We start from the raw sequence: 23,933 nt of genomic DNA, 5'->3' as shown, positions 1-23,933 counted from the left end.
ATGATAGAGAATATCTTCGGCATCAATACCGTGATAGCGGTACTCGATATCGCTATAGTGGCCTTCGTCCTCTACTGGCTCATGCTCATGTTCAAGGGCACCAGGGCAGAGAGGATGCTCTGGGGGATAGCCATCATCGTGGTGGTCTATTTCGTCTCCCAACGCTTTGAGCTGCTTACGCTCCACTGGATACTGTCGAACTTCCTCGGGTCGATAGTAATATTCTTGATAGTCGTCTTTCAGCAGGACATAAGGAGGGCGCTTGTCCAGATGGGCAAGCCCTTCAGCACCCGCGACACCATGAACTCAGGGGGGCTCCTCGAAGAGATAGTGAAGGCCGTCTCCAAGATGTCCAAGGAGAGGACAGGCGGCATTGTGGTTCTCGAGCGCTCGATCGACCTTGGCGACTTTGTTGGGGAGGAGGCCGGGGTAGAGCTCGACGCCAGGGTCTCGAAGGAGCTTATATTGTCGATATTCAACCCGGCCTCGCCTATCCATGACGGCGCGATAATCGTAAAGAACGGCAGGGTCTCAAGGGCCGGCGCCATACTGCCACTTACGGCCAGGGAGCTTTCCAATTCGATGGGGACCAGGCACAGGGCTGCCATAGGACTTGCCGAGGAGACGGACGCCGCCATAATAGTCGTCTCCGAGGAGACCGGGGAGATGACGCTTGTCGTGGAGGATGGCCTGCAGGTAGACCTCGGCGCCGACAAGCTCCTTGGGGACCTCAAAAAGCTCTTCGCGCACAAAGGCTATCCCAGGAAGGACATATTCCCCTGGAGGGCGCCGGTAAAATGAAGGTGCTCTTCTCGTCGAACTTGCGGCTAAAGGCCCTTGCCCTCGTATTTGCCACCGCGTTATGGTTCTTTGTGGCCGGGCAGTCGAGGACCGAGGTGGGCTTTATAGTCCCCGTGGGCTTCAAGGGGGTCCCCAAAGACCTCATCATGACGAGCATGCCGCCTGACGAGGTGGAGGTGCGGGTCACCGGGCCAAAGCTCTTCATCGGCAATCTTTCTTCTTCCCAGATAACAGCCGAGCTTGACTTGAGCGGAGCGAAGGAAGGGCTCAATACATACCGCATACAGCCCGGCGACATAAGGACACCATTGGGAGTCGACGTGCAGAGGTTCAGGCCGAGCTCGATAGACTTTAGACTTGAGAGGCTCATAAATGTCGAGCTGCCTGTGAGGGTAAGGATCTCCGGCAGGCCGGCCCACGGCTACAGGGTCGCGGACGTGCTGGTCTTTCCAAGGACGGTGGCCGCGAGCGGCACGAAAAAAGGGATAAGGGACCTTCGAGAGCTCTACACAAGGCCGGTCGACGTCTCCGGCCTCGATTCATCGGTAAGCCTCTCTGCCACTGTAGACGCCTCAGGGATGGATTTGAGGACATTGAGCGCGGACAAGGTGGATGTAAAGATAGTCATAAGGAAGGAGAGATAAGCCCCATGCGAGTCAAGAAAAGGCTTTTTGGCACTGATGGTGTGAGGGGAGTGGCCAATATCGAGCCGATGACCTCGGAGATGGCCCTTCAGCTTGGCAGGGCGATAGCGTATATATTCAAGCAGGAGGCCAGGAGGCACAGGATAGTCATAGGCAAGGACACGAGGCTTTCTGGCTACATGCTCGAGAGCGCCATGATGGCCGGGATCTGCTCGATGGGGGTAGACGCGCTCATGGTGGGGCCTCTCCCGACGCCCGGCATAGCCTTCATCACATCGAGCATGCGCGCTGACGCGGGTGTCGTCATCTCCGCCTCGCATAACCCCTACCAGGACAACGGCATCAAGTTCTTCTCAAGGGACGGGCTTAAGCTCCCTGACGACCTTGAGCTTAAGATAGAGCAGTTCATCTTCGAGAACCACGACCCGAGCCACAGGCCCACCGCCAGAGAGGTGGGAAAGGCCTACAGGGTAGATGACGCCATCGGCAGGTACGTCGTCTTCGCGAAGAACACGTTCCCCAAGGAGCTTACCCTCGACGGATTGAAGATAGCCGTCGATTGCGCCAACGGGGCGGCATACAAGGTTGCCCCATCCGTATTCTACGAGCTCGGCGCGGAGGTCATAACAACAGGCGTGAGCCCGGACGGAGAGAACATCAACCACGAGTGCGGTGCCCTTTACCCTGAAAAGGTCGCCTCCCTCGTGCGGGCCACCGGCGCGCACGTGGGCTTTGCCCTGGACGGCGACGGCGACAGGTGCATAATGGTCGACGAGCGCGGCAATGTCCTCGACGGAGACTACATACTCGCCATCTGCGCCTCAGGCATGCTTAAAGAGGGGACCCTCAAGGGCAACACGGTAGTTTCGACCATAATGAGCAACTCCGGCTTCGAGGAGGCCATCAGAAACGCCGGCGGCAAGGTCATACGGACCGCGGTCGGCGACAGGTACGTGGTCGAGGAGATGCTGAGGGGCGGGTACAACCTCGGCGGAGAGCAGTCCGGGCATATAATCTATCTCGACCATACGACCACGGGCGACGGGGTCATATCCGGCCTTCAGGTATTGAAGATGATGGTACAGGAAGGCAAGCCGCTTTCAGAGCTCGCGAAGGTGATGACGACCTACCCGCAGATACTCCTTAACGTAAAGGTCAGGGAGAAAAAAGACCTCGGCTCCATCCCCGCGGTGGCGAAGGCCCTGAAGGATGTCGAGGAGAAGCTCAAGGACAAGGGGCGGGCCTTCATACGCTATTCCGGAACAGAGCCGCTGGCAAGGATAACCATAGAGGGCGAGAGGAAGGAAGAGATCGCGGCCATGGCCAGTGAGCTGGCCGAGGTCCTCAAAAAAGAGATAGGCTGATATGCTGGTATATAGAGTGTCAAACTAAGGCAGACCTGCTTTGTTCTGTCGCTCTTTATGCGCAATTACTCAGTCGCTGTATATAAATACGTGAAGGGACTATTTTGAGATGGCGAAGCTTTCTGTGAACGTAGATCATGTGGCGACCGTCAGGCAGGCGCGCCTGGCTACAGAACCGGACCCGGTCTCAGCCGCCGTTTTGGCGGAGCTTGCCGGGGCGGACGGCATAACCGTCCACTTGAGGGAGGACAGGCGCCACATACAGGACAGGGACGTGCAGGTCTTGCGCCGGACCGTAAAGACTGAATTGAACCTTGAGATGGCCGCCACCAAAGAGATGCTCGAATCGGCCCTTGAGATAAAACCGGACATGGTGACCCTGGTGCCTGAAAAAAGGCAGGAGCTTACCACAGAGGGCGGCCTTGACGTGAAGACGCACCTGGAGCACTTGAAGAGGTTCGTGGGGCAGCTTAAGGACGCCGGGATCAGGGTAAACCTCTTTGTCGACCCTTCTCCAGAGGCGGTAAAGGCGTGCCACAGGATAGGCTCTGACGGGGTTGAGCTTCATACGGGGACATACGCCGAATCAAAGGAAGGGCCGGCCATGCACTCCGAGCTTAAAAGGATTTACGATTCGGCGATATTTTCAAGGAAGCTTGGACTGAAGACCCATGCCGGGCACGGCCTTGATTACGGCAATATCATCCCCGTAGCCTCGATAAGAGAGATAGACGAGTTCGCCATCGGCTTCAGCATCATCGCCCGCTCCATATATACCGGCATCGGGGAGGCGGTAAGGGAGATGAAGCGGCTTATTATAGAGGCGAGATAGAAGGCCCAACAGGCATGAAATAAGTCCATCTGCGTCGTTGGCTTCGAAAAGCCGGCTACTACGGCGTACCAGAGAAGTACGCCTCATTCCTTGCTCCCCGGTTTAATGGGGGCCTCGCATATGGTTTTTAGAGCAGCCTGAACGAAACTGTGTTTTTTAACAACCGCTAAGGGGCACGCGTGATCCACGGCATAGGCATAGACGCCCTGGAGGTCTCCAGGTTCAAAAGGGCGATGGACAGATGGGGCGAGAGGCTTACTTCCCGCCTTTTTACCGGCGGTGAGCTCGCCTACTGCATGAGGCACAGGAGTCCAGAGCGTCATCTTTCAGCCCGTTTCGCCGCGAAAGTGAGTTTCTTCAAGGCCCTTGGCAGGGTGCTTCCGTACAGGGAGGTCGAGGTCGTAAAGGATAGCTCCGGCGCGCCGTCTATAATGGCAAGGGGGCTTGGCGGCGGCCTCAAGGTCAACCTGTCGATATCTCATGACGGGGACCTGAGCATAGCCGAGACCATAATAGAGGTCTGCCCGTGAAGATAGCCGATGCCCAGACAATCCGCGATGCCGACAGGACCGCGATAGAGAAGTACGGCATCACCGGGCTGCAGCTCATGGAGAACGCCGGAAGGGGCCTGGCTGAAATCATTAAGAGAGAGGCCTCGCCTTCGCGCGTAGCCATCTTCGCTGGAAAGGGAAATAACGGCGGGGACGGCTATGTGGCGGCAAGGCACCTCAGAAACTGGGGGTACAAGCCCTCGGTATATTCTCTCGGTAGTATCGCGGATCTAAAGGGGGATGCGGCCTCGAACGCCGCCTCGTGGGTCAGGATGGGGGGCGAGGTACGCGAACTTCTCTCGTCAGATGACCTGAGGTCAGTCGGATCTCCTGTCAGCCATTCCTCCATCATAGTCGACGCCATATTCGGCACCGGCCTCTCTCAAGAGGTCTCCGGCCTCCACGCCCAGGCGATAACATTCATCAACAGCCTCAATAAGAAGACCATCGCCGTTGACATGCCATCCGGCATAGACGCTACCACAGGGGCCGTCCTCGGCTATGCCGTAAAGGCCCATGTGGTAGCGACAATGGCAATCCTAAAGCTCGGCCTCCTCCTGTATCCAGGCAGGTTGTACGCCGGCAGGGTCGAGGTCGTGGATATCGGGGTGCCGACAGAGATAATAGACGACCCCGGGATAAAGTGGAACCTCATCACAGGGGAAGATATAGGAAAGATAATCAGGCCCAGGAAGCCAGAGTCCCACAAGGCTACCCACGGCCACGTGCTTCTTCTCGCCGGCTCCCCCGGTATGACTGGCGCCGCATGCATGGCAGCGGTATCGGCGATGAGGACGGGCGCTGGGCTTGCTACCCTTGGCGTCCCGGAAAGCCTGAACGATATCATCGAGGTCAAGACGACCGAGGTCATGAGCAAGGCCTTGCCTGAGACGTCTCACAGGACCCTCGGCGAGCTTTCTTTCGAGGCCATACGGGCGATACTGCCCAATAAAACGGCTGTCGTCATCGGCCCTGGAGCCGGTAATAGCGATGAGCTGAGAAGGCTCGTGGAAAGGCTCGTTTCGGAAGCAAGGGTGCCGATTGTTATCGACGCCGATGGCCTTAATTCTTTCGCTCCACGGATAGCAACGCTCAAGGGCTCAGGCGCGAAGGTGGTGCTTACCCCACACCCGGGGGAGATGGCCCGCCTCCTGGGGATCAGCACCGCCGATGTGCAATCAGACAGGATAGGCGCGGCGCAGAAGCTCGTTGAGTTAACCGGCGCCACCGTGGTCTTAAAGGGCGCTGGCACTGTCATCGCTGACCCCCTGGGCAATATCTACATAAACATGACCGGCAACCCGGGCCTTGCCACGGCCGGCACAGGGGATGTGCTCGCCGGCATGATCGGCGGGCTACTTGCCCAGGGATACGGGACAATCGAGGCGGCCATGGCTGCGGTCTATATACACGGCCTTGCGGGGGACGAGGTAAAAAGGAAGCACGGAGAGCTTGGCATGATGGCAACCGACCTCGTCGACGAGATACCCCGCCTTATTAACTCCTTTATCCCGTTCGAAGCCTGAATGGAAGAGTCCTTCACATACATGTCTACCACCCCTGAGGAGACCGAGCGCCTTGGAGAGGAGCTTTCAGGGAAGTTCAGGGAAGGGGACTGTGTTGCCCTCCTTGGAGAGCTCGGCGGCGGCAAGACCCGCTTCGTAAGGGGGATCGCGCGCGGCCTCGGCTCAAAGGGCTTTGTCAAAAGCCCGAGCTTTACGATAATCAACATATACGAGGGCGGCAGGCTGCCTCTTTACCATATCGACCTCTACAGGATACACCGGCCGGAGGATTTCCACGCCGCCGGCCTCGACGAGTACGTCTACGGCAAGGGCGTATCTGTCATAGAATGGGCCGACAGGACCCCGTGGCTTATACGGGAGTGCAGGATAAGCGTCCGGTTCAGGTACGTAAGCGAGGGCGAAAGGGAGATCGAGGTACGGATTAAAGGGGCTGGAAAATAGTAGAAAGCCTGTGATATAAAAAAGATTACTAATGTGCAGGGGGATCTCAAAGTGAAAGAGTTCGATTGCGTGGTCATCGGCGCGGGCCCCGGTGGCTATGTGGCGGCGATAAGGGCCGCGCAGCTTGGGGCCAGGACAGCCATCATAGAGAGGAACAAGATAGGCGGGACCTGCCTCAACAGGGGCTGCATCCCGACCAAGGCGCTCTATTATTCGGCCAGGACGATAGAGAGCGCGAAGCGCGCCTCCGAGTTCGGCGTTAACGTGGGAGAGGTCAGCTTTGACCTCGCCAGGGCTGTCGAGAGAAAGGACGGGATAGTAAAGAAGCTCGTCGGCGGCATAGAGCAGCTCTTGAAGGGCAACAAGGTCGAGGTCATAAAGGGCGACGGCTTTTTAGAGTCCGCTGTCAAGGTGAGGGTCTCTAACGGAGAGGATGCCGAGACCGTCGCCGCCAAATCTATAATCATAGCCACGGGCTCAGAGCCCGCCATGATACCGGCGTTCAACATCGACGGCGTGCACGTGCTTACGTCGACCGAGATGCTCGACCTCAAGAAGGTCCCCGAATCCCTTTTGATCATCGGCGGCGGCGTCATGGGCTGCGAGTTCGCGACCCTCTTTTCATCCTTCGGGAGCCGCGTCATGATAGTAGAGCTCCTTCCCAGCATCCTTTCGACCGAGGACAAGATGGTCGGAAGGGTTATTGTAAAGAAATTCAAGGAGACGGGCGTAAGCGTCCTTACGGAGGTCCAGGTCGAATCTGTCGTCCCGGAGAACGGCCATGTCAAGACCACTCTCAAGGACGGCCGTGAGTTCATAACCGAAAAGGTGCTTGTTTCCATCGGCCGTTCCTTCAATTCAGCCGGGATAGGGCTCGACGCGGCCGGGGTAAAGGTCGAGAAGGGGCGCGTAGCCGTTGACGAGCGGATGGAGACGAACGTAAAAGGAGTTTTCGCCATAGGCGACGTCACGGGCAAGATGCTCCTTGCGCATGTCGCCTCCAGCCAGGGCATAGTGGCGGCAAATAACGCCCTTGGGAAGAACGCGAGGATGGACTACTCGGTGATACCAGCGGGGATATTCACCGACCCTGAGATAGCAAGCGTAGGGCTTCGCGAAAAAGAGGCGGAAGAAAAGGGCATACCCGTATCTATCGGCAGGTTCCCTTACGCGGCGAGCGGAAAGGCTCTCGGCATGGGAGAGACCGAAGGGTTCGTGCAGATGCTTGCCGACCCGGGCACAGACAAGGTGCTCGGCTGCTCTATCGTAGGCGCGCACGCGACCGACCTTATAGGCGAGGTCGCGGTCGCGATGAAGGCGGGGGTTACCGTAAAGGAGTTGACGGAGACCGTACACGCGCACCCCACTCTGCCGGAGATGGTAATGGAGGCGGCAGAGGACGTGCACGGCATGGCGATACACAAGATAGGGAGAAAGAGGTAGGTGTCATTCTGAGCGCAGCGAAGAATCTCTATGTTTATGGCCATCGGCCATGATATTCCAGCCTGGAATGGTCAGAAGCGTTTCAGAAACATGTTGAAAGGATTTTTTTATGGCTTTGATAGTCCAGAAATACGGCGGGACATCGGTCGGCGATATCGAACGCATAAAGAACGTGGCGAAAAGGGTCGCCAGGACCTGCGACGAAGGCAACCAGGTGGTCGTGGTCCTATCGGCGATGTCTGGCGAGACCAATAAGCTCGTGGGCCTGTGCAACGAGGCGAGCGAGTTCCCCGTTGGCAGGGAGTACGACGTGGTCATCTCAACAGGCGAGCAGGTCACCATAGGGCTCCTTTCCATTGTATTGAAGGAGATGGGGCGCAAGGCAAAGAGCTTCATGGGCCACCAGGTGCCGATAGTTACCGACTCCCGGTTCGGCTCCGCGAGGATCGAATCCATTGACGACAGGCGCATGAGGGAAGCGCTGGCAAACGGCGCTATCGTGGTCGTCGCTGGCTTCCAGGGGGTGGATTCGGAGGGCAATATAACCACTCTCGGCAGGGGCGGGTCGGATACTACAGCCGTAGCCCTGGCCGCGGCGCTCAAGGCCGATCTCTGCGAGATATATACTGACGTGGACGGCGTCTATACCACCGACCCTAACATCTGCCAGGAGGCGAGGAAGCTCAGGCGCGTCTCCTACGACGAGATGCTCGAGATGGCAAGCCTCGGGGCCAAGGTCCTGCAGACAAGGTCGGTCGAGTTCGCGAAGAAATACGAGGTCCCCCTTATGGTGAGGTCTTCGTTCAACGACACCGAGGGTACCATCGTGTGCAAGGAGGACAGGGAAATGGAAAAGGTAATGGTCTCAGGCATCACCTATAACAAGAACGAGGCCAAGATATCGGTCCTGAGGGTGCCTGACAGGCCGGGTATAGCCGCGAAGCTCTTCCGCCCCCTTACGGAGGCTGGCATAAACGTCGACATGATAGTGCAGAACATAAGCCAGGACGCCCATACAGACCTGACCTTCACGGTATCGAAGGAGGACTTCAAGCGGGCCTTGAAGCTCGTGGAGGAGACCGCCGGGCAGATAGAGGCAAAGGACGTCGTAGGCGACCCGAACATAGCCAAGGTATCTATCGTCGGCGCCGGCATGCGGAGCCACGCCGGAGTCGCGTCGAGGATGTTCGATGTCATGTCCGCCGAGGGCATCAACATACAGATGATATCCACCTCCGAGATAAAGATATCGGTCGTGGTGGACGTCAAGTACACGGAATTGGCGGTGAGGGTCCTTCACGAGTCCTTCGGCCTCGGCAATAGCGAGGTCGTTGAAGAGGCAGGGGTCTAAAACCGGCATTATGGCAGGTTGTTGAAAAACAGCCTGCTAATCAATCCATGGACGGATTGTCAAATTGCGAGACTTGAAACGTCGGGCAATATCCTGATAAATGACTGACAGGGTTTACGGTTGATAAGATGATACTTCTATACGACACAACGCTTCGCGACGGGACCCAGGCAGAGGACATATCATTTTCTGTCGAGGACAAGGTCCGGGTAGCAAACGCGCTCGACGACCTCGGCGTGCACTATATCGAGGGCGGCTGGCCCGGGAGCAACCCGCGCGATATCGAGTTCTTCAAATCTATCGGCAGGGAGAGGCTTTCCTGCTCCAGGATGGTAAGCTTCGGCTCAACGCGCAGGGCCGGAGTAAAGGCGAAGGACGACGCCAATATCAAAGCGCTCCTTGCCGCCGGTACGCCCGCGGTTACCATATTCGGCAAGACATGGAAGCTCCACGTACTAAAGGCCATCAGGGTCTCGCTTGAAGAGAACCTCGATATGATCTTCGACTCCGTGAGCTACCTTAACAAACGCACCGGCGAGGTCTTCTATGATGCCGAGCACTTCTTCGATGCCTATAAGGACGACCCGGCGTATGCCCTTAAGACGCTAAAGGCCGCGGAAGAAGCCGGCGCGTCTTTCCTGGTGCTCTGCGACACGAACGGCGGCACTCTGCCCTTTGATGTGGCGGAGATAACAAGGGAGGTGCGGATGAATACCTCCGCCCGGCTCGGCATCCATGCCCATAACGACTCCGAGACCGCTGTGGCGAATACCCTTTCAGCCGTAAGGGAGGGCGCGTCGATGGTGCAGGGCACCGTAAACGGATTCGGCGAGAGGTGCGGCAACGCCAACCTCTGCTCGATAATCCCGGCCTTGAAGGTCAAGATGGGCCTTGAGTGCATTAGCTTTGAGCGGCTTAAAAAGCTAAGGGGCACCGCGAGGTTCATAAACGAGCTGGCGAACCTGCCGCACATGAAGCACCAGCCTTATGTGGGGGACAGCGCCTTCGCACACAAGGCCGGCATCCACGTGAGCGCGGTCCTCAAGAACCCGGCCACCTACGAGCACTTGAGTCCGGAGCTTGTCGGGAACCGCCAGCGGGTGCTGGTCTCCGACCTCTCAGGCAGGTCCAATATCGTATACAAGGCGCAGGAGTACGGGGTCGACATCGGCAGCGCCTCGGATGTAGTGAAAGACGTACTCTCAGAGCTTAAGGTGCTCGAGCACCAGGGCTTCCAGTACGAAGGGGCTGAAGCGTCCTTCGAGCTCCTCATCCAGAAGGCACTCAAGAAGAAACAGAGGTACTTCAAGCTCCTCGATTTCCGCGTCATCGACGAGAAGAAAAACGAGGACGAGGCCCCGCATTCCGAGGCTACCATAAAGCTTGAGGTAAACGGGGTCGTCGAGCACACGGCCGCCGAAGGCAACGGCCCGGTGAACGCCCTCGACAAGGCGTTGAGAAAGGCGCTTGAACGCTTCTATCCGTCGCTAAGCGAGGTAGAGCTGCTGGACTTCAAGGTGCGGGTGCTCGCGGGCATGCAGGGCACCAAGGCCAGGGTGCGCGTGCTTGTGGAATCAGGCGACAAGACCGATAAATGGGGGACCGTCGGGGTCTCCGAGAACGTCATCGAGGCGAGCTGGCAGGCCATTGTCGACAGCCTCGAGTACAAACTCTTTAAGGACAGTAAAAAGAAAAAACGAAAGCCTCGCTCTTAAAGCCCGGAGGGGCATCCATGAGAGACAAGCGCTACCCGGCCTTTCTCCTCGTCTCAGCCGTACTCCTTTCCGCTTTTCTCATAAGCTACTCAGGCCATTTCTCAAAAAAAGCCTATAACCCGTCGATAGATCAGGAAAAACCATCGCCAACAACTCCATCTCCTTCCGCCCTTCCGGATGGGCAGGCTATGGCTCAGCCAAAAAACATCCTCCCGGTATTCCCTCTTGATATAAACCGGGCCACCGTCGAAGACCTTATGCTGTTGCCAGGCATAGGCGAGAAGACAGCCCGGAGGATAGTCGAAAAAAGGGCCGAACTCAATGGCTTCAGAAGGGTCGACGATTTGACAGAGGTCAAGTGGGTTGGTAAAGTAAAATTGGAGAAGATTCGGGGCCTTGTAGTAGCGGGGCCTTCAGCAGACGGGTCAGGTCAGCCTTCCAGGTAGGTCTCTCCTAAGGAATATTCTTTTATTTTCAAGCAGTTACGGTTTCTTTTTAAGAATCAGGGTGATTATGCCAGAAGATATCCTCGCAGAGCTTAGAGCCAGGGAAGAGGAGATGGAGGCCCTTATAAACGAAGCCAGGAAAGAGGCTTCCAGGATAAGGGAGGAGGCCTTGAGGTCTGCCCGCGAATTGAAGGAGTCGAGGAGGAAGGAGACCGAGGAGGAGGCCCGCAGCCTCGAAGCGGCCGGTAGTGAGGCAGCCGGGAAAGAGGCCATGATGATCGTGGAGGAGGGGGAGAAGGAGGCGGGGGAGCTTCGCGGGAAGGGAGATAGGAACATTGAGAAAGCGGTCTCCGAGGTCGTGCGTTTTCTCAAATCTCCCAAAGGGGTGCTCAGGTGATAAAGAAGATGCTCAAGGTGCAGATAATAGGTCCAAAGACGCTCCTTGACGCCTCTATAAAGGCGCTCCACGAGGCCGCGGTGGTCCATATAGAGACATTACCGGAGGACGAGCTGCGTAAAAGCGATTTTTTGATGAAATTGCCCATAGAGGCTGAAAAGCTCAAGGAGAAAGAGGAGCTTGAGAGGGCCGCCGACAGGCTCAAGGGCTTGAGCGGCCTTCTCGCTCCTCCGCCATCCTTTAAGCCGGTGGCTGTGGCGGCTGAAGAGATACCGAGGCACATGGGCGATCTCGAGCCCATCGAGGAGATGGCAAGGTATTTGAGGGCAGGCAAGGACGCCCTCACCGAGGAGTTTTCGGTCGTGACCAGGTATGCAAGGCTGCTCCGCGGCTTCGCCCCTGTCGTTACAAGGCTTGGAGGGTTAAAGAACTTCGAGATAGTCGGCCTTACCTTGCAGAAGACGAGGGAGGACATCGCGGGGCTACTCGGGGCGGAGGTATCGAGGATTACCGGTGGCGCCTACCAGATACACGCCCGCGAGATAGAGGCCGAGACCATCGGGGTGGTACTCGCCTACCAGAAGCACTTCGCCCCTGAGGTAAAATCGCTCCTTACGGGCAAGGCCATAACCGAGGTCCGTCTGCCGGACGAGTATGAGGAGATGCCCCTTATAGAGGCCTTGAAGCTCATGGGAAAGCGCAAGGCCGAGATACCCGGGCGCATACGTGATATCGACAGGGAGCTTTCGGCCCTCTCATCCCAGTGGTATGGCATCATAGCGGGGGCCTTGATGGCCGTCGAGGATGCCCTTGACGAGTTCGGGGCTCTCTCCTATGCGGCCGCCACCAGGTTCGCCTACATAATAGAGGGCTGGGTGCCAGCGGAAAATTATGCCGGGCTCAAAATAAGGTTCAGTGGTCTGTTTGGCGGAAGGGTAAGGATAAGGCGCCTCGAGGTAGGCAGGAAAGATCTGGGATCGGTTCCGGTATACATAAAGAACCCCTCGATCATACGCCCTTTTGAGGTATTTCTCGCAGCTCTGTCTCCGCCCAGGTACGGCTCAGTCGATCCCACCCCGTATGTCGCGTTCTTCTTCCCGCTTTTCTTCGGCCTTATAGTGGCAGATATGGGCTACGGCCTACTGATACTCGCCCTCGCGCTCTATTTACGGAGGCTCACGAGTAAGCCGGGGCGCCGGATATTGGCTGACATGGCCTATGTCATAGCCATAAGCAGCATCTCGGCCATTCTCTTCGGCTTTCTCTTCGGCGAGTTCTTCGGCGACCTTGGGGAAAGGCTCGGCCTGTTGCACCCTGTACTGTTCAACAGGATAGAGGCATTGAAGACAATGATCTACATAACTCTTGGAATAGGGGTCGGGCAGGTGCTGCTTGGCATCATCCTGAGCTTCATAAGCAGGTTATTGAGGCGGGAATTCAGCTCGGCTGGCGCAAGGCTTTCTTATTTCGTGCTCGTTACCTCGTCTCTTGTCCTTCTGGGCGCCATCTTCGGCTATGTGCCCAGGGAGTTTCTTTATTACGGCGGTACTATGATGGTCCTGTCATTCATCATATTCGTCGTGCTCGAAGGCTTGCTCGCTCCGATAGAGTTTATCGAGTCGCTCGGGCATATCGTCTCATACGTCCGTATCATGGCTGTAGGCACGGCCTCTGTCGTGATGGCGCTCGTAGCGAACAGGATGGGCTCCATGGCGGAGAGCCTGGTCCTGGGCGTTATAGTGGCGGGGCTCATACACTCCTTAAACCTGCTCTTGAGCATATTAAGCCCCTCGATACAGTCGATGAGGCTTCAGTACGTCGAGTTCTTCAGCAAGTTCTACGAGGGTGGGGGGAGGAGGTACAGGCCTTTCAGGAAGCGATAGGTAAGAATGTCTGGAATAAAGGAAAAGGGGGTGCTTATGGAAAATGGACTCATCGCTATCGCGGCGGCGATAGCCATCGGCTTGCCTGCCCTGGCTACCGGATTGGCGCAGAGCAGGATCGGGGCGGCCGGGGCAGGCACAGTGGCGGAAAAGCCGGAGCTTGCCGGCATCGTCATAATCCTCATCGCCATACCGGAGACCATGGTGCTGCTTGGTTTCGTCATGGCCTACCTCATCATAAGCGGGTAGCGTTATGCCTGATGACCAGTTGATGGAGGCCCTTGAGGAAGACGCCCGGGCCCAGGCAGGAAGGATACTCGAAGAGGCCCGGGAGGCAGCTGCAGCCTCTTTGCAGAAGGCAAGGGAAGAGGCGGAGCGCGAGAGGGAAGAACGCCTCTTTGAGCTAACAGGCAGGCTCAAACAGGAACGGGCCGCCAGGCTTAACGCCGCGAGGACAAAGGCCTCAGGGCTGAAGCTCGGCGTCAGGCTGGAGCTTGTCGGGCGGGCCCTTGACGAGGCCGTAAAAAGGCTCACGAGTCTGCCGGAACAGGAGTATTCAAGGCTCTTGAACGGCTTCTATGACGAGCTTTTAAGCGCTTGGGAGAAGGGTCTTCATGGCGAGGCGCCTGTAGTCTACGTGAACCCGGCGGATATCGGCCGCTTAAGCGCGGAAGGTAACGTATTGCCTGACGAGAAGGTGAAAGCAGGGGTGGTCTTCACGTCGGGGGACGGGAGGGTCAGGTTTGAGAACACGGTTGAGGCAAGGCTTGAAAGGGGCAGAAAGAAGATGGTTCCTGCCTTGAACGAGATGCTTTTTAACGAGGTGATGTAGGGATTAAATGGGAAAAAGGCTAAGCGGCCAGTGAGCATGAGAAAGATATTGAAATACCCGGCCCCGGCGGACTTAAGCTATTTTAACGCGAGGGTGCGGGGTTTAAGGGGCGCGCTTCTCAGGGGTCCCGATTATGAGGCGCTCCTGCATGCCGAGGGGCTGGACTCTGTCGTGGACAGGCTCCGTTCAACGGGATACGGCCCTGATGTAGAGCTTGCCTCGGCTAAATCCGAAAATAAGGAAGAGGTGCTCTCAAACGCGCTGCGGTCAAGGCTTTCGAAGACCTTCGAGCTTCTGTGGAAGATAGCCCCGGAAGGCGCGAGGCCGCTCCTTAAGGCGGTATTCTCGGTATTGGAGGTCTTTGACCTCAAGACCATTATCAGGGGGATAGCGAGAGGGGTTAAAAGGGATGATGTCGGGGATGTGCTCATCCCGGCTGGCGAGCTCGACACAGCCGCCCTGAAGATGCTCCTTACCTCGCGGGACGTGCCTGACCTCATACGCTTCCTCGATACATGGGGGAGCCCTTATTCCAGGCCTTTGAAGAAAGGCATTCCGGCCTTTCAGAGGGACGGCAGGATAACAGAGATGGAGATAGCGCTCGACAGGCAGGCGAACGAGTCGATCATGTCGACCCTTGGAGAAGGAAAGGGGGCCGACGCCGGGATAATGAGGCGATGGATGTCCATGAGGATAGACCTGATGAACATCCTTACCCTGTTCAAGGCCGTTGACGAGGGATATACGGCAGAGGGGGCCGGGGATTTTTTCGTCGAGGGCGGGATAGCGTTAAGGAAAGGCGATTTCATCAGTATGGCCGGGCTGAATGACAGGGCAGGGCTTTTAGAGGCCTTGAGGAAGAGGGTGACCGATGTATGGATGAGGGGGGCGCTCGACAACGCCGACCCCGGGGACCTTGGCCTGACCGAAGAGGCCTTCGATGACGCTCTTCAAAAGAGGCTTTCGAAGCTGGCGAACGTAGACCCGCTCTCTATCGCGCTGGCGGCCTCTTTCATCTACAAGTTGGCGAGGGAGGCGAAGAACCTGAGGCTCATAGGACTGGCGAAGTCTTTCCGAATGCCCGATGACGAAGTAAGAAGGCTCCTCATATATCCGGTGTAGCATGGCCGATTTTCTCGTGATAACCGCCCCTGGGGCTTCAGCCGGTTTCAAATGCGCCGGGGTCGATACCCTTGAGGTAGATGAGACCTCAGATATCTCAGGTCTGCTCCTTGGCATACAGTCGGGGGGCAGGTACGGCCTTGTTGCCATGGAGGAAACGCTCATGGAGAAGGTCCCGGAGCTTGTCATGAAGCGCCTCCGGAAAAAGGGGCTTCCCATAATAATACCTATTAACCTTCCGAGGAAGTGGGGCGAGATGGAAGCGGCGGAATCTCCTGTGGTGAGGCTCATAAGGAGGGCTATCGGCTACCAGATCAAGCTCAAGAGATAGAGGGGCATGAAAGAGACAAGGGGAACGATACACGGGGTGGCAGGCCCTACGGTCGTCGTAAAGGGCATGACAGGCGCGGTCATGAACACGGTCTGCCTTGTGGGCAGGCTCGGCCTCCTGGGCGAGATAATCCGCATAAAGGAAGAGCTTGTCACGCTGCAGGTCTATGAGGACACCAGTGGCATCTCTGTCGGCGAGGAGGTCATAAGCTACGGGATACCCTTGAGCGTAACACTTGGGCCGGGGCTGCTTACCGGCATATTCGACGGCATACAGAGGCCGCTTGACAAGATAATGGAGGCTGCCGGTGGCTTCATCACGAGAGGCGTAAAGGTCGAGGCGCTCGATATTGACAGAAAGTGGGATTTCACGCCTTTAAAGAAAGAAGGCGACCATGTGGCTGAAGGCGACGTCCTCGGCACCGTGCAGGAGACGGAGCGCATAACGCACAGCATAATGGTCCCGCCCGGTGTGAGCGGTGTAATAAAGGAGATAAAAAAGGATAAGGTATCGGGGGCGGAATATATATGCCTCCTTGAGAACGGGAAGTTCATAGAGCTTTTCCAGGAATGGCCTGTGAGGAGACCGAGGCCCTTCAAGGCCAAGCTCCCTCCACGCGAGCCTTTCATCACCGGGCAGCGGGTCTTCGACACCCTCTTGCCGGTGGCGGACGGCGGCACGGCTATCGTCCCCGGAGGCTTCGGCACCGGAAAGACAGTTGTTGAGCAGACGATAGCCAAGTTCTCGCGGACGGATATCGTCATCTACGTGGGCTGCGGGGAGCGCGGAAATGAGATGTCCGAGATACTGACGGATTTTCCGAAGCTCAAGGACCCGACGTCAGGCCTGTCGCTAAGCCTTCGCACGGTGATAGTCGTCAACACATCCAATATGCCGGTTGCGGCGAGGGAGGCCTCGATATTTACCGGCATAACCATAGCCGAGTACTTCAGGGACATGGGCTACAGCGTTGCGATGCTCGCTGACTCCATCTCAAGGTGGGCCGAGGCTCTAAGGGAGATATCGTCGCGTCTGGAAGAGATGCCTGGAGAGGAAGGCTTTCCGCCCTATCTCGCCACCCAGCTCGGCATGTTCTACGAGCGTTCCGGGAAGGTCAGGTGCCTGGGCTCTGATGAGAGGACCGGCTCCGTGACCGTCATAAGCGCCGTTTCGCCGCCTGGCGGGGATTTCTCCGAGCCTGTGACCCAGGCGTCGCTAAGGTTCGCCGGCGCGCTATGGGCGCTCGACCCGGACCTCGCCTACAGGAGGCACTTCCCGGCGGTCAATTGGCTGGCAAGCTTCAGCCTCTATCAGGCCGAGCTCAATGACTGGTTCGCAAGGGAGGTGGCGGATGACATGGTAAGGCTGAGGGGCAGGCTCTATATGCTCCTGCAGAGGCAGACCGAGCTAAAGGACATAATACAGATAATCGGGGTCGAGGCGCTGCAGGAGTCCGACAGGCTTACCCTTGAAGCGGCAAACATAGCTACCGAGTCATTTCTCAAGCAGAGCGCCTTTAGCGACATAGACGCCTTCAACACGTATGAGAAGCAGTACTGGATGCTGAAGGCCATATTCACATACTTCGAGAGCGCGGAAGCCGCTCTCAAACGCGGGGTCTACATCGAGACCATACTCGAGAACCCGGTAAAGGGAAGGATAGCCCGGATGAAGGACGAGCCGAACGAGGGATTCTCGAAAAAGGCGCTCGCCATCATAGGTGAGATAGAAAACGAGTTCAGCATGCTGGAAGAGAAGTAATAAGGCTTATCTTCCAAATGGGAGAGGCGAGGCTGTATGTCAATAGACCTCATTACAAGGCGCTACCAGACGCTCAAGTCCATCTCCGGCCCGCTCATATTCGTGGACAGGATGCGGGGCGGAAGCCTGGGAGAGATGTGCTCTATCGAACTGCCTGAAGGCGACAGGCGCACCGGGCAGATACTTCAGCTTATGGGCACGAGCGCCATAGTCCAGGTACTGGAGGGGACCTCCGGGATAGACTCTGACGCCTCAAGCGTGCTCCCCACAGGCGAGACCGCGAAGATAGGCGTATCGATGGACCTTTTCGGCAGGGTCCTTAACGGCTTCGGCGAGCCCATAGACGGCCTTCCCCCCATAGTCCCTGACGAGTATAAGGACATAAACGGCCTTCCCATGAATCCGGCCTCAAGGGAGAAGCCGGACTTCTTCGTGCAGACAGGCATCTCTGCCATAGACGGGCTCAATACCCTCGTGAGGGGCCAGAAGCTGCCGATATTCTCAGGGGCGGGACTCCCTGCCAAGGAGCTGGCGCTTCAGATAGTGAGGCAGGCGAAGGTATCGGAGGCGGCGGATTTCGCCGTGATACTCGGCGCCATGGGCATAACCTCAAGGGAGAGCTTTTTCTTCAGAAGGTCCTTGCAGGAGGCCGGGGCGTTCGAGCGCACTATAGCCTTCATAAACCAGGTGAACGACCCCACGATCGAAAGGCTCTTCACCCCGAGGATAGCCTTGACAGTTGCCGAGTACCTTGCCTTTGAGCGAGACTTTCACGTGATGGTGGTGCTTACCGACATGACTTCTTACTGCGAATCGCTCCGCGAGATAGGCAGCGCCAGGGAGGAGATACCTGGCAGGAGGAGCTACCCGGGCTACATGTATACCGACCTCGCCACCCTTTACGAGAGGGCCGGGAGGCTCAAGGGTAGGAAGGGCTCGGTCACATTGATGCCTATACTCACCATGCCGGACGACGACATCACCCACCCGATACCCGACCTCACAGGCTATATCACCGAAGGGCAGATAGTCTTGAGCCGAACTCTTCACAGGAAGGGGATATACCCGCCCGTTGACGTGCTGCCGTGCCTCTCCAGGCTCATGAACCTGGGGATAGGCAAGGGCAGGACAAGGGACGGGCACAGAAACATAGCCGACCAGCTCTATTCAGCCTATGCCAAGGGCATCGACGTAAGGAGGCTTGTCACGATAGTCGGGGAAGAAGGGCTCTCCGACCTCGACAGGAAATACCTTGCCTTCGCCGACGAGTTCGAGAAGAGGTTCGTGGGCCAGGGCGAGGCCGACCGGACGATAGATGAAACGCTCGACCTGGGCCTTGAGCTATTGAAGTCGGTACCCGAAAGAGAGGCTGTGGCAAGGAGGAAATAAAGGGATGGCGCTGCTTGAGAAGAGCGCGCCTACGAGGGAGCAGTTCCTGGCCCTCCGGCGCAGGTACGACGTCATAGGCAAAGGGCTCGACCTCCTTAAGAGCAAGAGGGAGGCGCTCATGAAGGAGTTCTTCGGCATCGTCGACGAGTCGATAAGGATGCGCGATGAGCTGAACTCGCTCCTTGTAAAGGCACAGAGGGACCTTGAGCGCGCCAGGGCCATCGACGCCGGGGCTGTCGCCTCATTCGCGCATGCCGCCAAAAGGAGCGTGCCCCTCGATATCAAGGCACGGAGCATATGGGGGGTCTTCGTCCCGGAGATAGAAGAGTCCGCGCTCACGAGGTCCCTTGAGGCCAGGGACCTGTCCCCGATCGGCGAAAGGGCAGATGTGATAGAGGTGGCCAAGGAGTTCGAGGGCGCCTGCGAGCTTATCATAAAGATAGCCTCACGCGAGATAAGGCTTACGCGGATAGGAGAGGTCATAAGGTCCGATTCGCGCAAGATCAACGCCATCACCGAGGTGATACTCCCCTCTATCAAAGGCAGGATAAAGTACATAGAGCGAGTGCTTGAGGAGCGGGAGAGGGAGGAGGTTTACAGGCTTAAGAGGAACAAGGCCAAGAGGCAGGCAGAGGAGGCTTGACAGGCATGAAAAAAGTCCATCTGCTCCGTTGGCTTCAGAAGCCGGCTACTGCGGCGTACAATCCAGGTACGCCTTCATTCATCAAACGGCGAGAATAGCCTCGCATATGGTTTTTAGAGCAGCCTGAATAAAATCCGAGATGTTCAGCAACCTGTTAAATCAAATCCTTTGATGATAGCGATTACTTTCGTGCAACCCGCCACAATCCGCCTTTCCCTATGAAATCATTCGGAAATATCCCTCTTGTATTGGGGCGTTCCCTTCTGGTATATTATTTTTTTAATCTAATCCGCTGAAGGACATCCAAGGTGATAGAGAGATATACGCGTAAGGAAATGGGGCGCATCTGGGAGCCGGAGAACCGGTTCAGGAAGTGGCTTGAAGTAGAGATCGCCGCGTGCGAGGCGTGGGAGAGGCTCGGCAAGATCCCCGCGAACTCGCTTAAGACCATCGTAAGGAAGGCCGACTTCAACGTCGCGCGCATAGACGAGATAGAAAGGACGGTAAAGCACGACGTCATAGCGTTTCTCACTTCAGTTGCCGAGTTCGTGGGCCCCGATTCCCGCTTCATACACATGGGCCTCACATCTTCAGATATACTCGACACCTCGCTTGCGCTACTTCTCCGTGAGGCGGCGGATCTCATAATAGAGGATATAAAGGGCCTGAGGGCGGCCCTTGAGAAGAAGGCCTTTGAGCACAAGAACACCCCCACGATGGGCCGCTCTCATGGCATACACGCCGAGCCCATGACATTCGGCCTCAAGATGGCCCTCTGGTACGACGAGATGGGCAGGAACCTTGCCCGGATGGAGAGGGCGAAAGAGACTATCTCATACGGCAAGCTCTCCGGGGCCGTAGGCACCTTCTCGCAGATAGACCCGAGGGTAGAGAAGTTCGTGTTGAAGAAGCTCGGCCTTAAGGCCGAATCCGTGGCGACCCAGGTCGTGCACAGGGACAGGCACGCCGAGTACTTCACGACCCTTGCCCTCATAGCTTCGTCCATTGAGAAGTTCGCGGTGGAGATAAGGCACCTCCAGAGGACCGAGGTCCTTGAGGCAGAAGAGCCTTTTACAAAGGGGCAGAAGGGATCTTCCGCCATGCCTCACAAGAGAAACCCGATACTATCCGAGAACCTTACGGGCCTGGCCAGGCTGGTGCGAGGCTACTCGGTGAGCGCCCTTGAGAACATCCCGCTCTGGCACGAAAGGGACATAAGCCATTCGTCGGTAGAAAGGGTCATTGCGCCGGACGCCACCATACTTGTCGATTTCATGTTGACGAGGGCGACCGGCCTCATCAGGGACCTCGTGGTATACCCGCAGAACATGCTCGAGAACATGGATAAGTTGAAAGGCGTGGTCTTCTCGCAGAAGGTTCTCTTGAAGCTCGTCGACAAAGGCACCACGAGGGAAGAGGCATACGCGATAGTCCAGAGGAACGCGATGAAGGTCTGGGAGGGGCTTGGAGACTTCAGGTCGCTCCTTATAGACGACGCCGAGGTGATGAACTATCTCACGGTAAAGGAAATAGACTCCTGCTTTGACATAAAGCCGTATTTGAAGCAGGTGGATTACATATTTGCGAGGACTTTCGGGAAAAAGAATGGCGATTCCTGATTTTCAAAGCATAATGCTGCCGTTCTTAATGTATGCTGGGGATAAAAACGAGCATACAATTAACGAAGCAAGAGAACATCTTGCAGCTCAATTCCATTTATCCGAAATGGAATTGAACGAGTTATTGCCAAGCGGACAGCAAGGTGTGTTTGCTAACAGGGTGGGGTGGGCGCGTTCCTATCTTAAGAAAGCTGGTTTGATCGAATATACAAAAAGGGGCTATTGTAAGATAACGGACAGAGGCTTAAAAGTACTCAGCCAAAATCCCACATATATAAATGTAAAATTTCTCAAACAGTTTCCTGATTTTTTTGAATCGGGGTACTTTGCAGTAAAGAAAATAAAAGAAAATACTGACACGGGGATCGAAACTGAAGAGCAGACCCCGGAAGAAATATTTGAATATAGCTATCAAAAAATCAGACAGGATTTGGCTTCCGACCTTTTGACAAGAATTAAAAGCAGCTCTCCTGGTTTTTTTGAGAGGATTGTTGTGGAATTGCTCGTTAAGATGGGTTACGGCGGCTCCAGAAAGGATGCCGGCAGTGCCGTAGGGAAAAGCGGCGATGGCGGGATTGATGGAATAATAAAAGAGGACAAGCTAGGTCTTGATGCAATATATTTGCAGGCCAAAAGGTGGGATAGTACGGTTGGACGTCCTGAAATTCAAAAATTTGCAGGTGCACTTCAGGGATTTAGGGCAAAAAAAGGTGTTTTCATCACAACTTCGAATTTTTCAAAAGAAGCGGAAGATTATGCTTCCAGAATTGAAAACAAAATAGTCCTTATTGATGGCGAAACACTTGCTCAGCATATGATTGATTATGATGTCGGTGTTTCCAGAATCGCATCCTATGAAGTTAAAAAAATAGATTCTGATTATTTTTCGGAAGAATAGGTTTGGGAGGGCTTCAATGGAAAAGCGCGATAAGATATACGAGGGCAAGGCAAAGGTCCTTTATACGACAGACAACCCGGACCTCCTCATCCAGTATTTCAAGGACGAGGCCACGGCCTTTGACGGCAAGAAGAAGGGCATAATAGAGAAGAAGGGCATATTCAACAATAAGATATCCTCCGCCATATTCAGGCTCATCGAGTCAAACGGCATAAAGACACACTTCGTAGACCAGCCGAGCGACAGGGAGATGGTCGTCAAAAAGCTCCGCATCATCCCTGTAGAGGTCGTCGTGAGGAACCTTGTCGCCGGGAGCCTTGCCAAGAGGCTTGGGATGGAAGAGGGCGCGCCGTTAAAAGAGCCGATAGTCGAGTTCTTCTACAAGAGCGACCCGCTTGGCGACCCCATGATAAACGAGTACCACGCCAGGGCCTTCGGCTTCGCAACCGACAAGGAACTTAAGCGGATGTCCGAGCTTGCCCTCAGGATAAACGAAATCCTCTCGGAGTTTTTCGACAAGAGGGGTATAATACTGGTTGACTTCAAGCTCGAGTTCGGCGAGCACAACGGAGAGGTACTCCTGGGAGATGAGATAACCCCTGACGGCTGCAGGCTCTGGGACAAGGTTACCCGCGAGAAGATGGACAAGGACAGGTTCAGGAGGGACTTGGGCAAGGTCGAAGAGGCCTACCAGGAGGTCCTGAGGAAGGTAACGGAGAAGATATGAGGGCAAAGGTCTACGTGACACTTAAAAAGGGCGTTCTCGACCCGCAGGGCAAGGCCGTGATGGGCGCGCTGAAATCCATGGAGTTCGGCGAGGTAAAAGACGTAAGGGTCGGAAAGTTCATGGAGCTTGAGCTTGACGGGGCTTCAAGGGAGGCGGAGGAGAAGCGCCTGAAGGAGATGTGCGAAAGGCTCCTCGCCAATACCGTCATCGAGAACTACAGGATAGAGATAGAATAAAGGCTACTTCTAAAAATTGTTATTTTTCCTGATCTCTGTGTCAGGGCGAAAATAAAAATGCTCACATATAGAATACATATGCTGCGCTTTTTATTTCCACCATTCCTTGACCTCAGAAAAAAAACCTGATTTTTTAGAACGCAGCTCAATAAATACCAATTCTCCTGGCAGCTTCCCCTCCCTTGACGGGAGGGGATTGAGGGGAGGGTGAGAATAAAATAAGAAGGTGCTTCGGTGAAATTCGGCATCATCGTATTCCCAGGTTCAAACTGCGACCATGACTGCTACCACGCGGTAAAGCACGTGTTCGGCCAGGAGGCCGAGTACGTTTGGCACAAGTCAACGAGCCTGAAGGGCCTTGACTGCGTGATACTGCCAGGAGGCTTCTCCTACGGAGATTACCTGAGGACGGGGGCCATAGCCAGCTCGTCACCGGTCATGAACGAGGTAAAGGCCTTCGCAGGAAGGGGCGGGCTCGTGCTCGGCATCTGCAACGGCTTCCAGATACTCACCGAGGCCGGGCTCCTGCCCGGCGTGCTCATGCGCAACAAGGGACTCAAGTTCATCTGCAGCCACGTCCATTTGAAGGTAGAAAATACTGGCTCGCCCTTCACAAGGGCCTACGGCAAGGGCGAGGTCGTGGACATACCGATAGCCCATGCCGACGGCAACTACTACGCAGATGAAGAGACCATTAAGAGGCTCGAAGGCGAGGGCAGGGTCGCCTTCAGGTACTCTACCCCTGAGGGGCTCGCTACGGCTGACGCCAACCCCAATGGCGCTCTCTCCAATATCGCTGGTATACTCAACGAGCGTGGCAACGTCCTCGGCATGATGCCGCACCCGGAGAGGGCCTGCGAGGGCGAGCTTGGCTCGCTTGACGGCAGGGGAGTTTTCGAGTCTATTCTAGGGATCATGAAATAGACGCCGATCTTAAGCCTGTCAGCGCCTGACAAACAACCAATCAACCGGAAAATAAAA

Annotated in this window: 25 protein-coding genes; all 25 read left to right on the top strand. The window is 56.1% G+C overall.

Features of this window, described 5'->3' with window-relative positions; all coding sequences use genetic code 11:
* The 25 genes from A2V21_303750 to A2V21_303630 all read left to right on the top strand — a co-directional run bounded on the left by A2V21_303750 (position 1) and on the right by A2V21_303630 (position 23,876).
* Complete coding sequence (locus A2V21_303750) at positions 1–801, top strand: TIGR00159 family protein (GenBank protein OIJ73455.1); 801 nt, start codon at positions 1–3, stop codon at positions 799–801.
* A complete protein-coding gene (locus tag A2V21_303745; GenBank protein ID OIJ73454.1) occupies positions 798–1,445 on the top strand; it encodes a hypothetical protein in 648 nt (215 codons plus the stop codon). The genes A2V21_303750 and A2V21_303745 overlap by 4 nt, the downstream gene beginning before the upstream one ends.
* 5 nt (positions 1,446–1,450) lie before the next feature.
* On the top strand, positions 1,451–2,809 hold the full coding sequence (locus tag A2V21_303740) for a phosphoglucosamine mutase (GenBank protein ID OIJ73453.1): 1,359 nt from the start codon (positions 1,451–1,453) through the stop codon (positions 2,807–2,809).
* 109 nt (positions 2,810–2,918) lie between these two features.
* Positions 2,919–3,641, top strand: a complete 723-nt coding sequence (locus A2V21_303735; protein OIJ73452.1) for a pyridoxine 5'-phosphate synthase — start codon at positions 2,919–2,921, stop codon at positions 3,639–3,641.
* A gap of 179 nt (positions 3,642–3,820) precedes the next feature.
* Entirely contained in the window at positions 3,821–4,171 is a 351-nt protein-coding gene (locus A2V21_303730) for a holo-[acyl-carrier-protein] synthase (protein ID OIJ73451.1), read from the top strand.
* Complete coding sequence (locus tag A2V21_303725; protein ID OIJ73450.1) at positions 4,168–5,718, top strand: hypothetical protein; 1,551 nt, start codon at positions 4,168–4,170, stop codon at positions 5,716–5,718. Before A2V21_303730 ends, A2V21_303725 begins: the two co-directional genes overlap by 4 nt.
* Positions 5,719–6,159 carry a tRNA (adenosine(37)-N6)-threonylcarbamoyltransferase complex ATPase subunit type 1 TsaE gene (locus tag A2V21_303720; protein ID OIJ73449.1) on the top strand — a complete coding sequence of 147 codons (441 nt, stop codon included), beginning with the start codon at positions 5,719–5,721 and terminating at the stop codon, positions 6,157–6,159.
* A 51-nt stretch (positions 6,160–6,210) separates the two neighbouring features.
* The gene (locus A2V21_303715) at positions 6,211–7,602 is read left to right on the top strand and encodes a dihydrolipoyl dehydrogenase (protein OIJ75038.1); all 1,392 of its coding nucleotides are present in this window, start codon (positions 6,211–6,213) and stop codon (positions 7,600–7,602) included.
* Between the two features lie 109 nt (positions 7,603–7,711).
* On the top strand, positions 7,712–8,953 hold the full coding sequence (locus tag A2V21_303710) for an aspartate kinase (GenBank protein ID OIJ73448.1): 1,242 nt from the start codon (positions 7,712–7,714) through the stop codon (positions 8,951–8,953).
* Between the two features lie 128 nt (positions 8,954–9,081).
* Positions 9,082–10,668, top strand: a complete 1,587-nt coding sequence (locus A2V21_303705; GenBank protein ID OIJ73447.1) for a citramalate synthase — start codon at positions 9,082–9,084, stop codon at positions 10,666–10,668.
* A 17-nt stretch (positions 10,669–10,685) separates the two neighbouring features.
* On the top strand, positions 10,686–11,114 hold the full coding sequence (locus A2V21_303700; GenBank protein ID OIJ73446.1) for a hypothetical protein: 429 nt from the start codon (positions 10,686–10,688) through the stop codon (positions 11,112–11,114).
* A 67-nt stretch (positions 11,115–11,181) separates the two neighbouring features.
* On the top strand, positions 11,182–11,511 hold the full coding sequence (locus A2V21_303695) for a hypothetical protein (GenBank protein ID OIJ73445.1): 330 nt from the start codon (positions 11,182–11,184) through the stop codon (positions 11,509–11,511).
* Positions 11,508–13,394 carry a hypothetical protein gene (locus A2V21_303690; GenBank protein OIJ73444.1) on the top strand — a complete coding sequence of 629 codons (1,887 nt, stop codon included), beginning with the start codon at positions 11,508–11,510 and terminating at the stop codon, positions 13,392–13,394. The genes A2V21_303695 and A2V21_303690 overlap by 4 nt, the downstream gene beginning before the upstream one ends.
* A gap of 36 nt (positions 13,395–13,430) precedes the next feature.
* The gene (locus tag A2V21_303685; GenBank protein OIJ75037.1) at positions 13,431–13,643 is read left to right on the top strand and encodes an ATPase; all 213 of its coding nucleotides are present in this window, start codon (positions 13,431–13,433) and stop codon (positions 13,641–13,643) included.
* 4 nt (positions 13,644–13,647) lie between these two features.
* Complete coding sequence (locus A2V21_303680; protein OIJ73443.1) at positions 13,648–14,226, top strand: hypothetical protein; 579 nt, start codon at positions 13,648–13,650, stop codon at positions 14,224–14,226.
* A gap of 36 nt (positions 14,227–14,262) precedes the next feature.
* Entirely contained in the window at positions 14,263–15,348 is a 1,086-nt protein-coding gene (locus A2V21_303675) for a hypothetical protein (protein OIJ73442.1), read from the top strand.
* 1 nt (position 15,349) lies between these two features.
* Complete coding sequence (locus A2V21_303670) at positions 15,350–15,679, top strand: hypothetical protein (protein ID OIJ73441.1); 330 nt, start codon at positions 15,350–15,352, stop codon at positions 15,677–15,679.
* Positions 15,680–15,685: 6 nt separating this feature from the next.
* Positions 15,686–17,440 carry a V-type ATP synthase subunit A gene (locus A2V21_303665; GenBank protein OIJ73440.1) on the top strand — a complete coding sequence of 585 codons (1,755 nt, stop codon included), beginning with the start codon at positions 15,686–15,688 and terminating at the stop codon, positions 17,438–17,440.
* 36 nt (positions 17,441–17,476) lie between these two features.
* On the top strand, positions 17,477–18,829 hold the full coding sequence (locus A2V21_303660; protein ID OIJ73439.1) for a V-type ATP synthase subunit B: 1,353 nt from the start codon (positions 17,477–17,479) through the stop codon (positions 18,827–18,829).
* A 4-nt stretch (positions 18,830–18,833) separates the two neighbouring features.
* On the top strand, positions 18,834–19,472 hold the full coding sequence (locus A2V21_303655) for a hypothetical protein (protein OIJ73438.1): 639 nt from the start codon (positions 18,834–18,836) through the stop codon (positions 19,470–19,472).
* 308 nt (positions 19,473–19,780) lie between these two features.
* Positions 19,781–21,091 (top strand): adenylosuccinate lyase, encoded by a 1,311-nt coding sequence (locus A2V21_303650; GenBank protein OIJ73437.1) that lies wholly within the window; start codon positions 19,781–19,783, stop codon positions 21,089–21,091.
* Positions 21,078–21,989: a restriction endonuclease gene (locus A2V21_303645; GenBank protein OIJ73436.1), complete on the top strand. Its 912-nt coding sequence runs from the start codon at positions 21,078–21,080 to the stop codon at positions 21,987–21,989. The genes A2V21_303650 and A2V21_303645 overlap by 14 nt, the downstream gene beginning before the upstream one ends.
* A 16-nt stretch (positions 21,990–22,005) precedes the next feature.
* Positions 22,006–22,716, top strand: coding sequence for a phosphoribosylaminoimidazolesuccinocarboxamide synthase (locus A2V21_303640; GenBank protein ID OIJ73435.1), 711 nt, complete (start codon positions 22,006–22,008; stop codon positions 22,714–22,716).
* The gene (locus A2V21_303635; GenBank protein ID OIJ73434.1) at positions 22,713–22,952 is read left to right on the top strand and encodes a phosphoribosylformylglycinamidine synthase; all 240 of its coding nucleotides are present in this window, start codon (positions 22,713–22,715) and stop codon (positions 22,950–22,952) included. The genes A2V21_303640 and A2V21_303635 overlap by 4 nt, the downstream gene beginning before the upstream one ends.
* A gap of 234 nt (positions 22,953–23,186) precedes the next feature.
* On the top strand, positions 23,187–23,876 hold the full coding sequence (locus A2V21_303630; GenBank protein ID OIJ73433.1) for a phosphoribosylformylglycinamidine synthase I: 690 nt from the start codon (positions 23,187–23,189) through the stop codon (positions 23,874–23,876).
* The last annotated feature ends 57 nt before the right edge of the window (positions 23,877–23,933 follow it).

The organism is Deltaproteobacteria bacterium GWC2_55_46 (assembly GCA_001595385.3).
Lineage (GTDB): Bacteria > Desulfobacterota > GWC2-55-46 > GWC2-55-46 > GWC2-55-46 > UBA5799.
This window is presented reverse-complemented; position numbering and strand designations above follow the sequence as displayed.

Coding starts and splice junctions, on each gene's coding strand:
- A2V21_303635 (OIJ73434.1), top strand. CDS start 22,713: ATGAGGGCAAAGGTCTACGTGACACTTAAAAAGGGCGTTCTCGACCCG.
- A2V21_303675 (OIJ73442.1), top strand. CDS start 14,263: ATGAGAAAGATATTGAAATACCCGGCCCCGGCGGACTTAAGCTATTTT.
- A2V21_303750 (OIJ73455.1), top strand. CDS start 1: ATGATAGAGAATATCTTCGGCATCAATACCGTGATAGCGGTACTCGAT.
- A2V21_303640 (OIJ73435.1), top strand. CDS start 22,006: ATGGAAAAGCGCGATAAGATATACGAGGGCAAGGCAAAGGTCCTTTAT.
- A2V21_303705 (OIJ73447.1), top strand. CDS start 9,082: ATGATACTTCTATACGACACAACGCTTCGCGACGGGACCCAGGCAGAG.
- A2V21_303665 (OIJ73440.1), top strand. CDS start 15,686: ATGAAAGAGACAAGGGGAACGATACACGGGGTGGCAGGCCCTACGGTC.
- A2V21_303745 (OIJ73454.1), top strand. CDS start 798: ATGAAGGTGCTCTTCTCGTCGAACTTGCGGCTAAAGGCCCTTGCCCTC.
- A2V21_303735 (OIJ73452.1), top strand. CDS start 2,919: ATGGCGAAGCTTTCTGTGAACGTAGATCATGTGGCGACCGTCAGGCAG.
- A2V21_303660 (OIJ73439.1), top strand. CDS start 17,477: ATGTCAATAGACCTCATTACAAGGCGCTACCAGACGCTCAAGTCCATC.
- A2V21_303645 (OIJ73436.1), top strand. CDS start 21,078: ATGGCGATTCCTGATTTTCAAAGCATAATGCTGCCGTTCTTAATGTAT.
- A2V21_303670 (OIJ73441.1), top strand. CDS start 15,350: ATGGCCGATTTTCTCGTGATAACCGCCCCTGGGGCTTCAGCCGGTTTC.
- A2V21_303720 (OIJ73449.1), top strand. CDS start 5,719: ATGGAAGAGTCCTTCACATACATGTCTACCACCCCTGAGGAGACCGAG.
- A2V21_303685 (OIJ75037.1), top strand. CDS start 13,431: ATGGAAAATGGACTCATCGCTATCGCGGCGGCGATAGCCATCGGCTTG.
- A2V21_303740 (OIJ73453.1), top strand. CDS start 1,451: ATGCGAGTCAAGAAAAGGCTTTTTGGCACTGATGGTGTGAGGGGAGTG.
- A2V21_303655 (OIJ73438.1), top strand. CDS start 18,834: ATGGCGCTGCTTGAGAAGAGCGCGCCTACGAGGGAGCAGTTCCTGGCC.
- A2V21_303700 (OIJ73446.1), top strand. CDS start 10,686: ATGAGAGACAAGCGCTACCCGGCCTTTCTCCTCGTCTCAGCCGTACTC.
- A2V21_303680 (OIJ73443.1), top strand. CDS start 13,648: ATGCCTGATGACCAGTTGATGGAGGCCCTTGAGGAAGACGCCCGGGCC.
- A2V21_303710 (OIJ73448.1), top strand. CDS start 7,712: ATGGCTTTGATAGTCCAGAAATACGGCGGGACATCGGTCGGCGATATC.
- A2V21_303695 (OIJ73445.1), top strand. CDS start 11,182: ATGCCAGAAGATATCCTCGCAGAGCTTAGAGCCAGGGAAGAGGAGATG.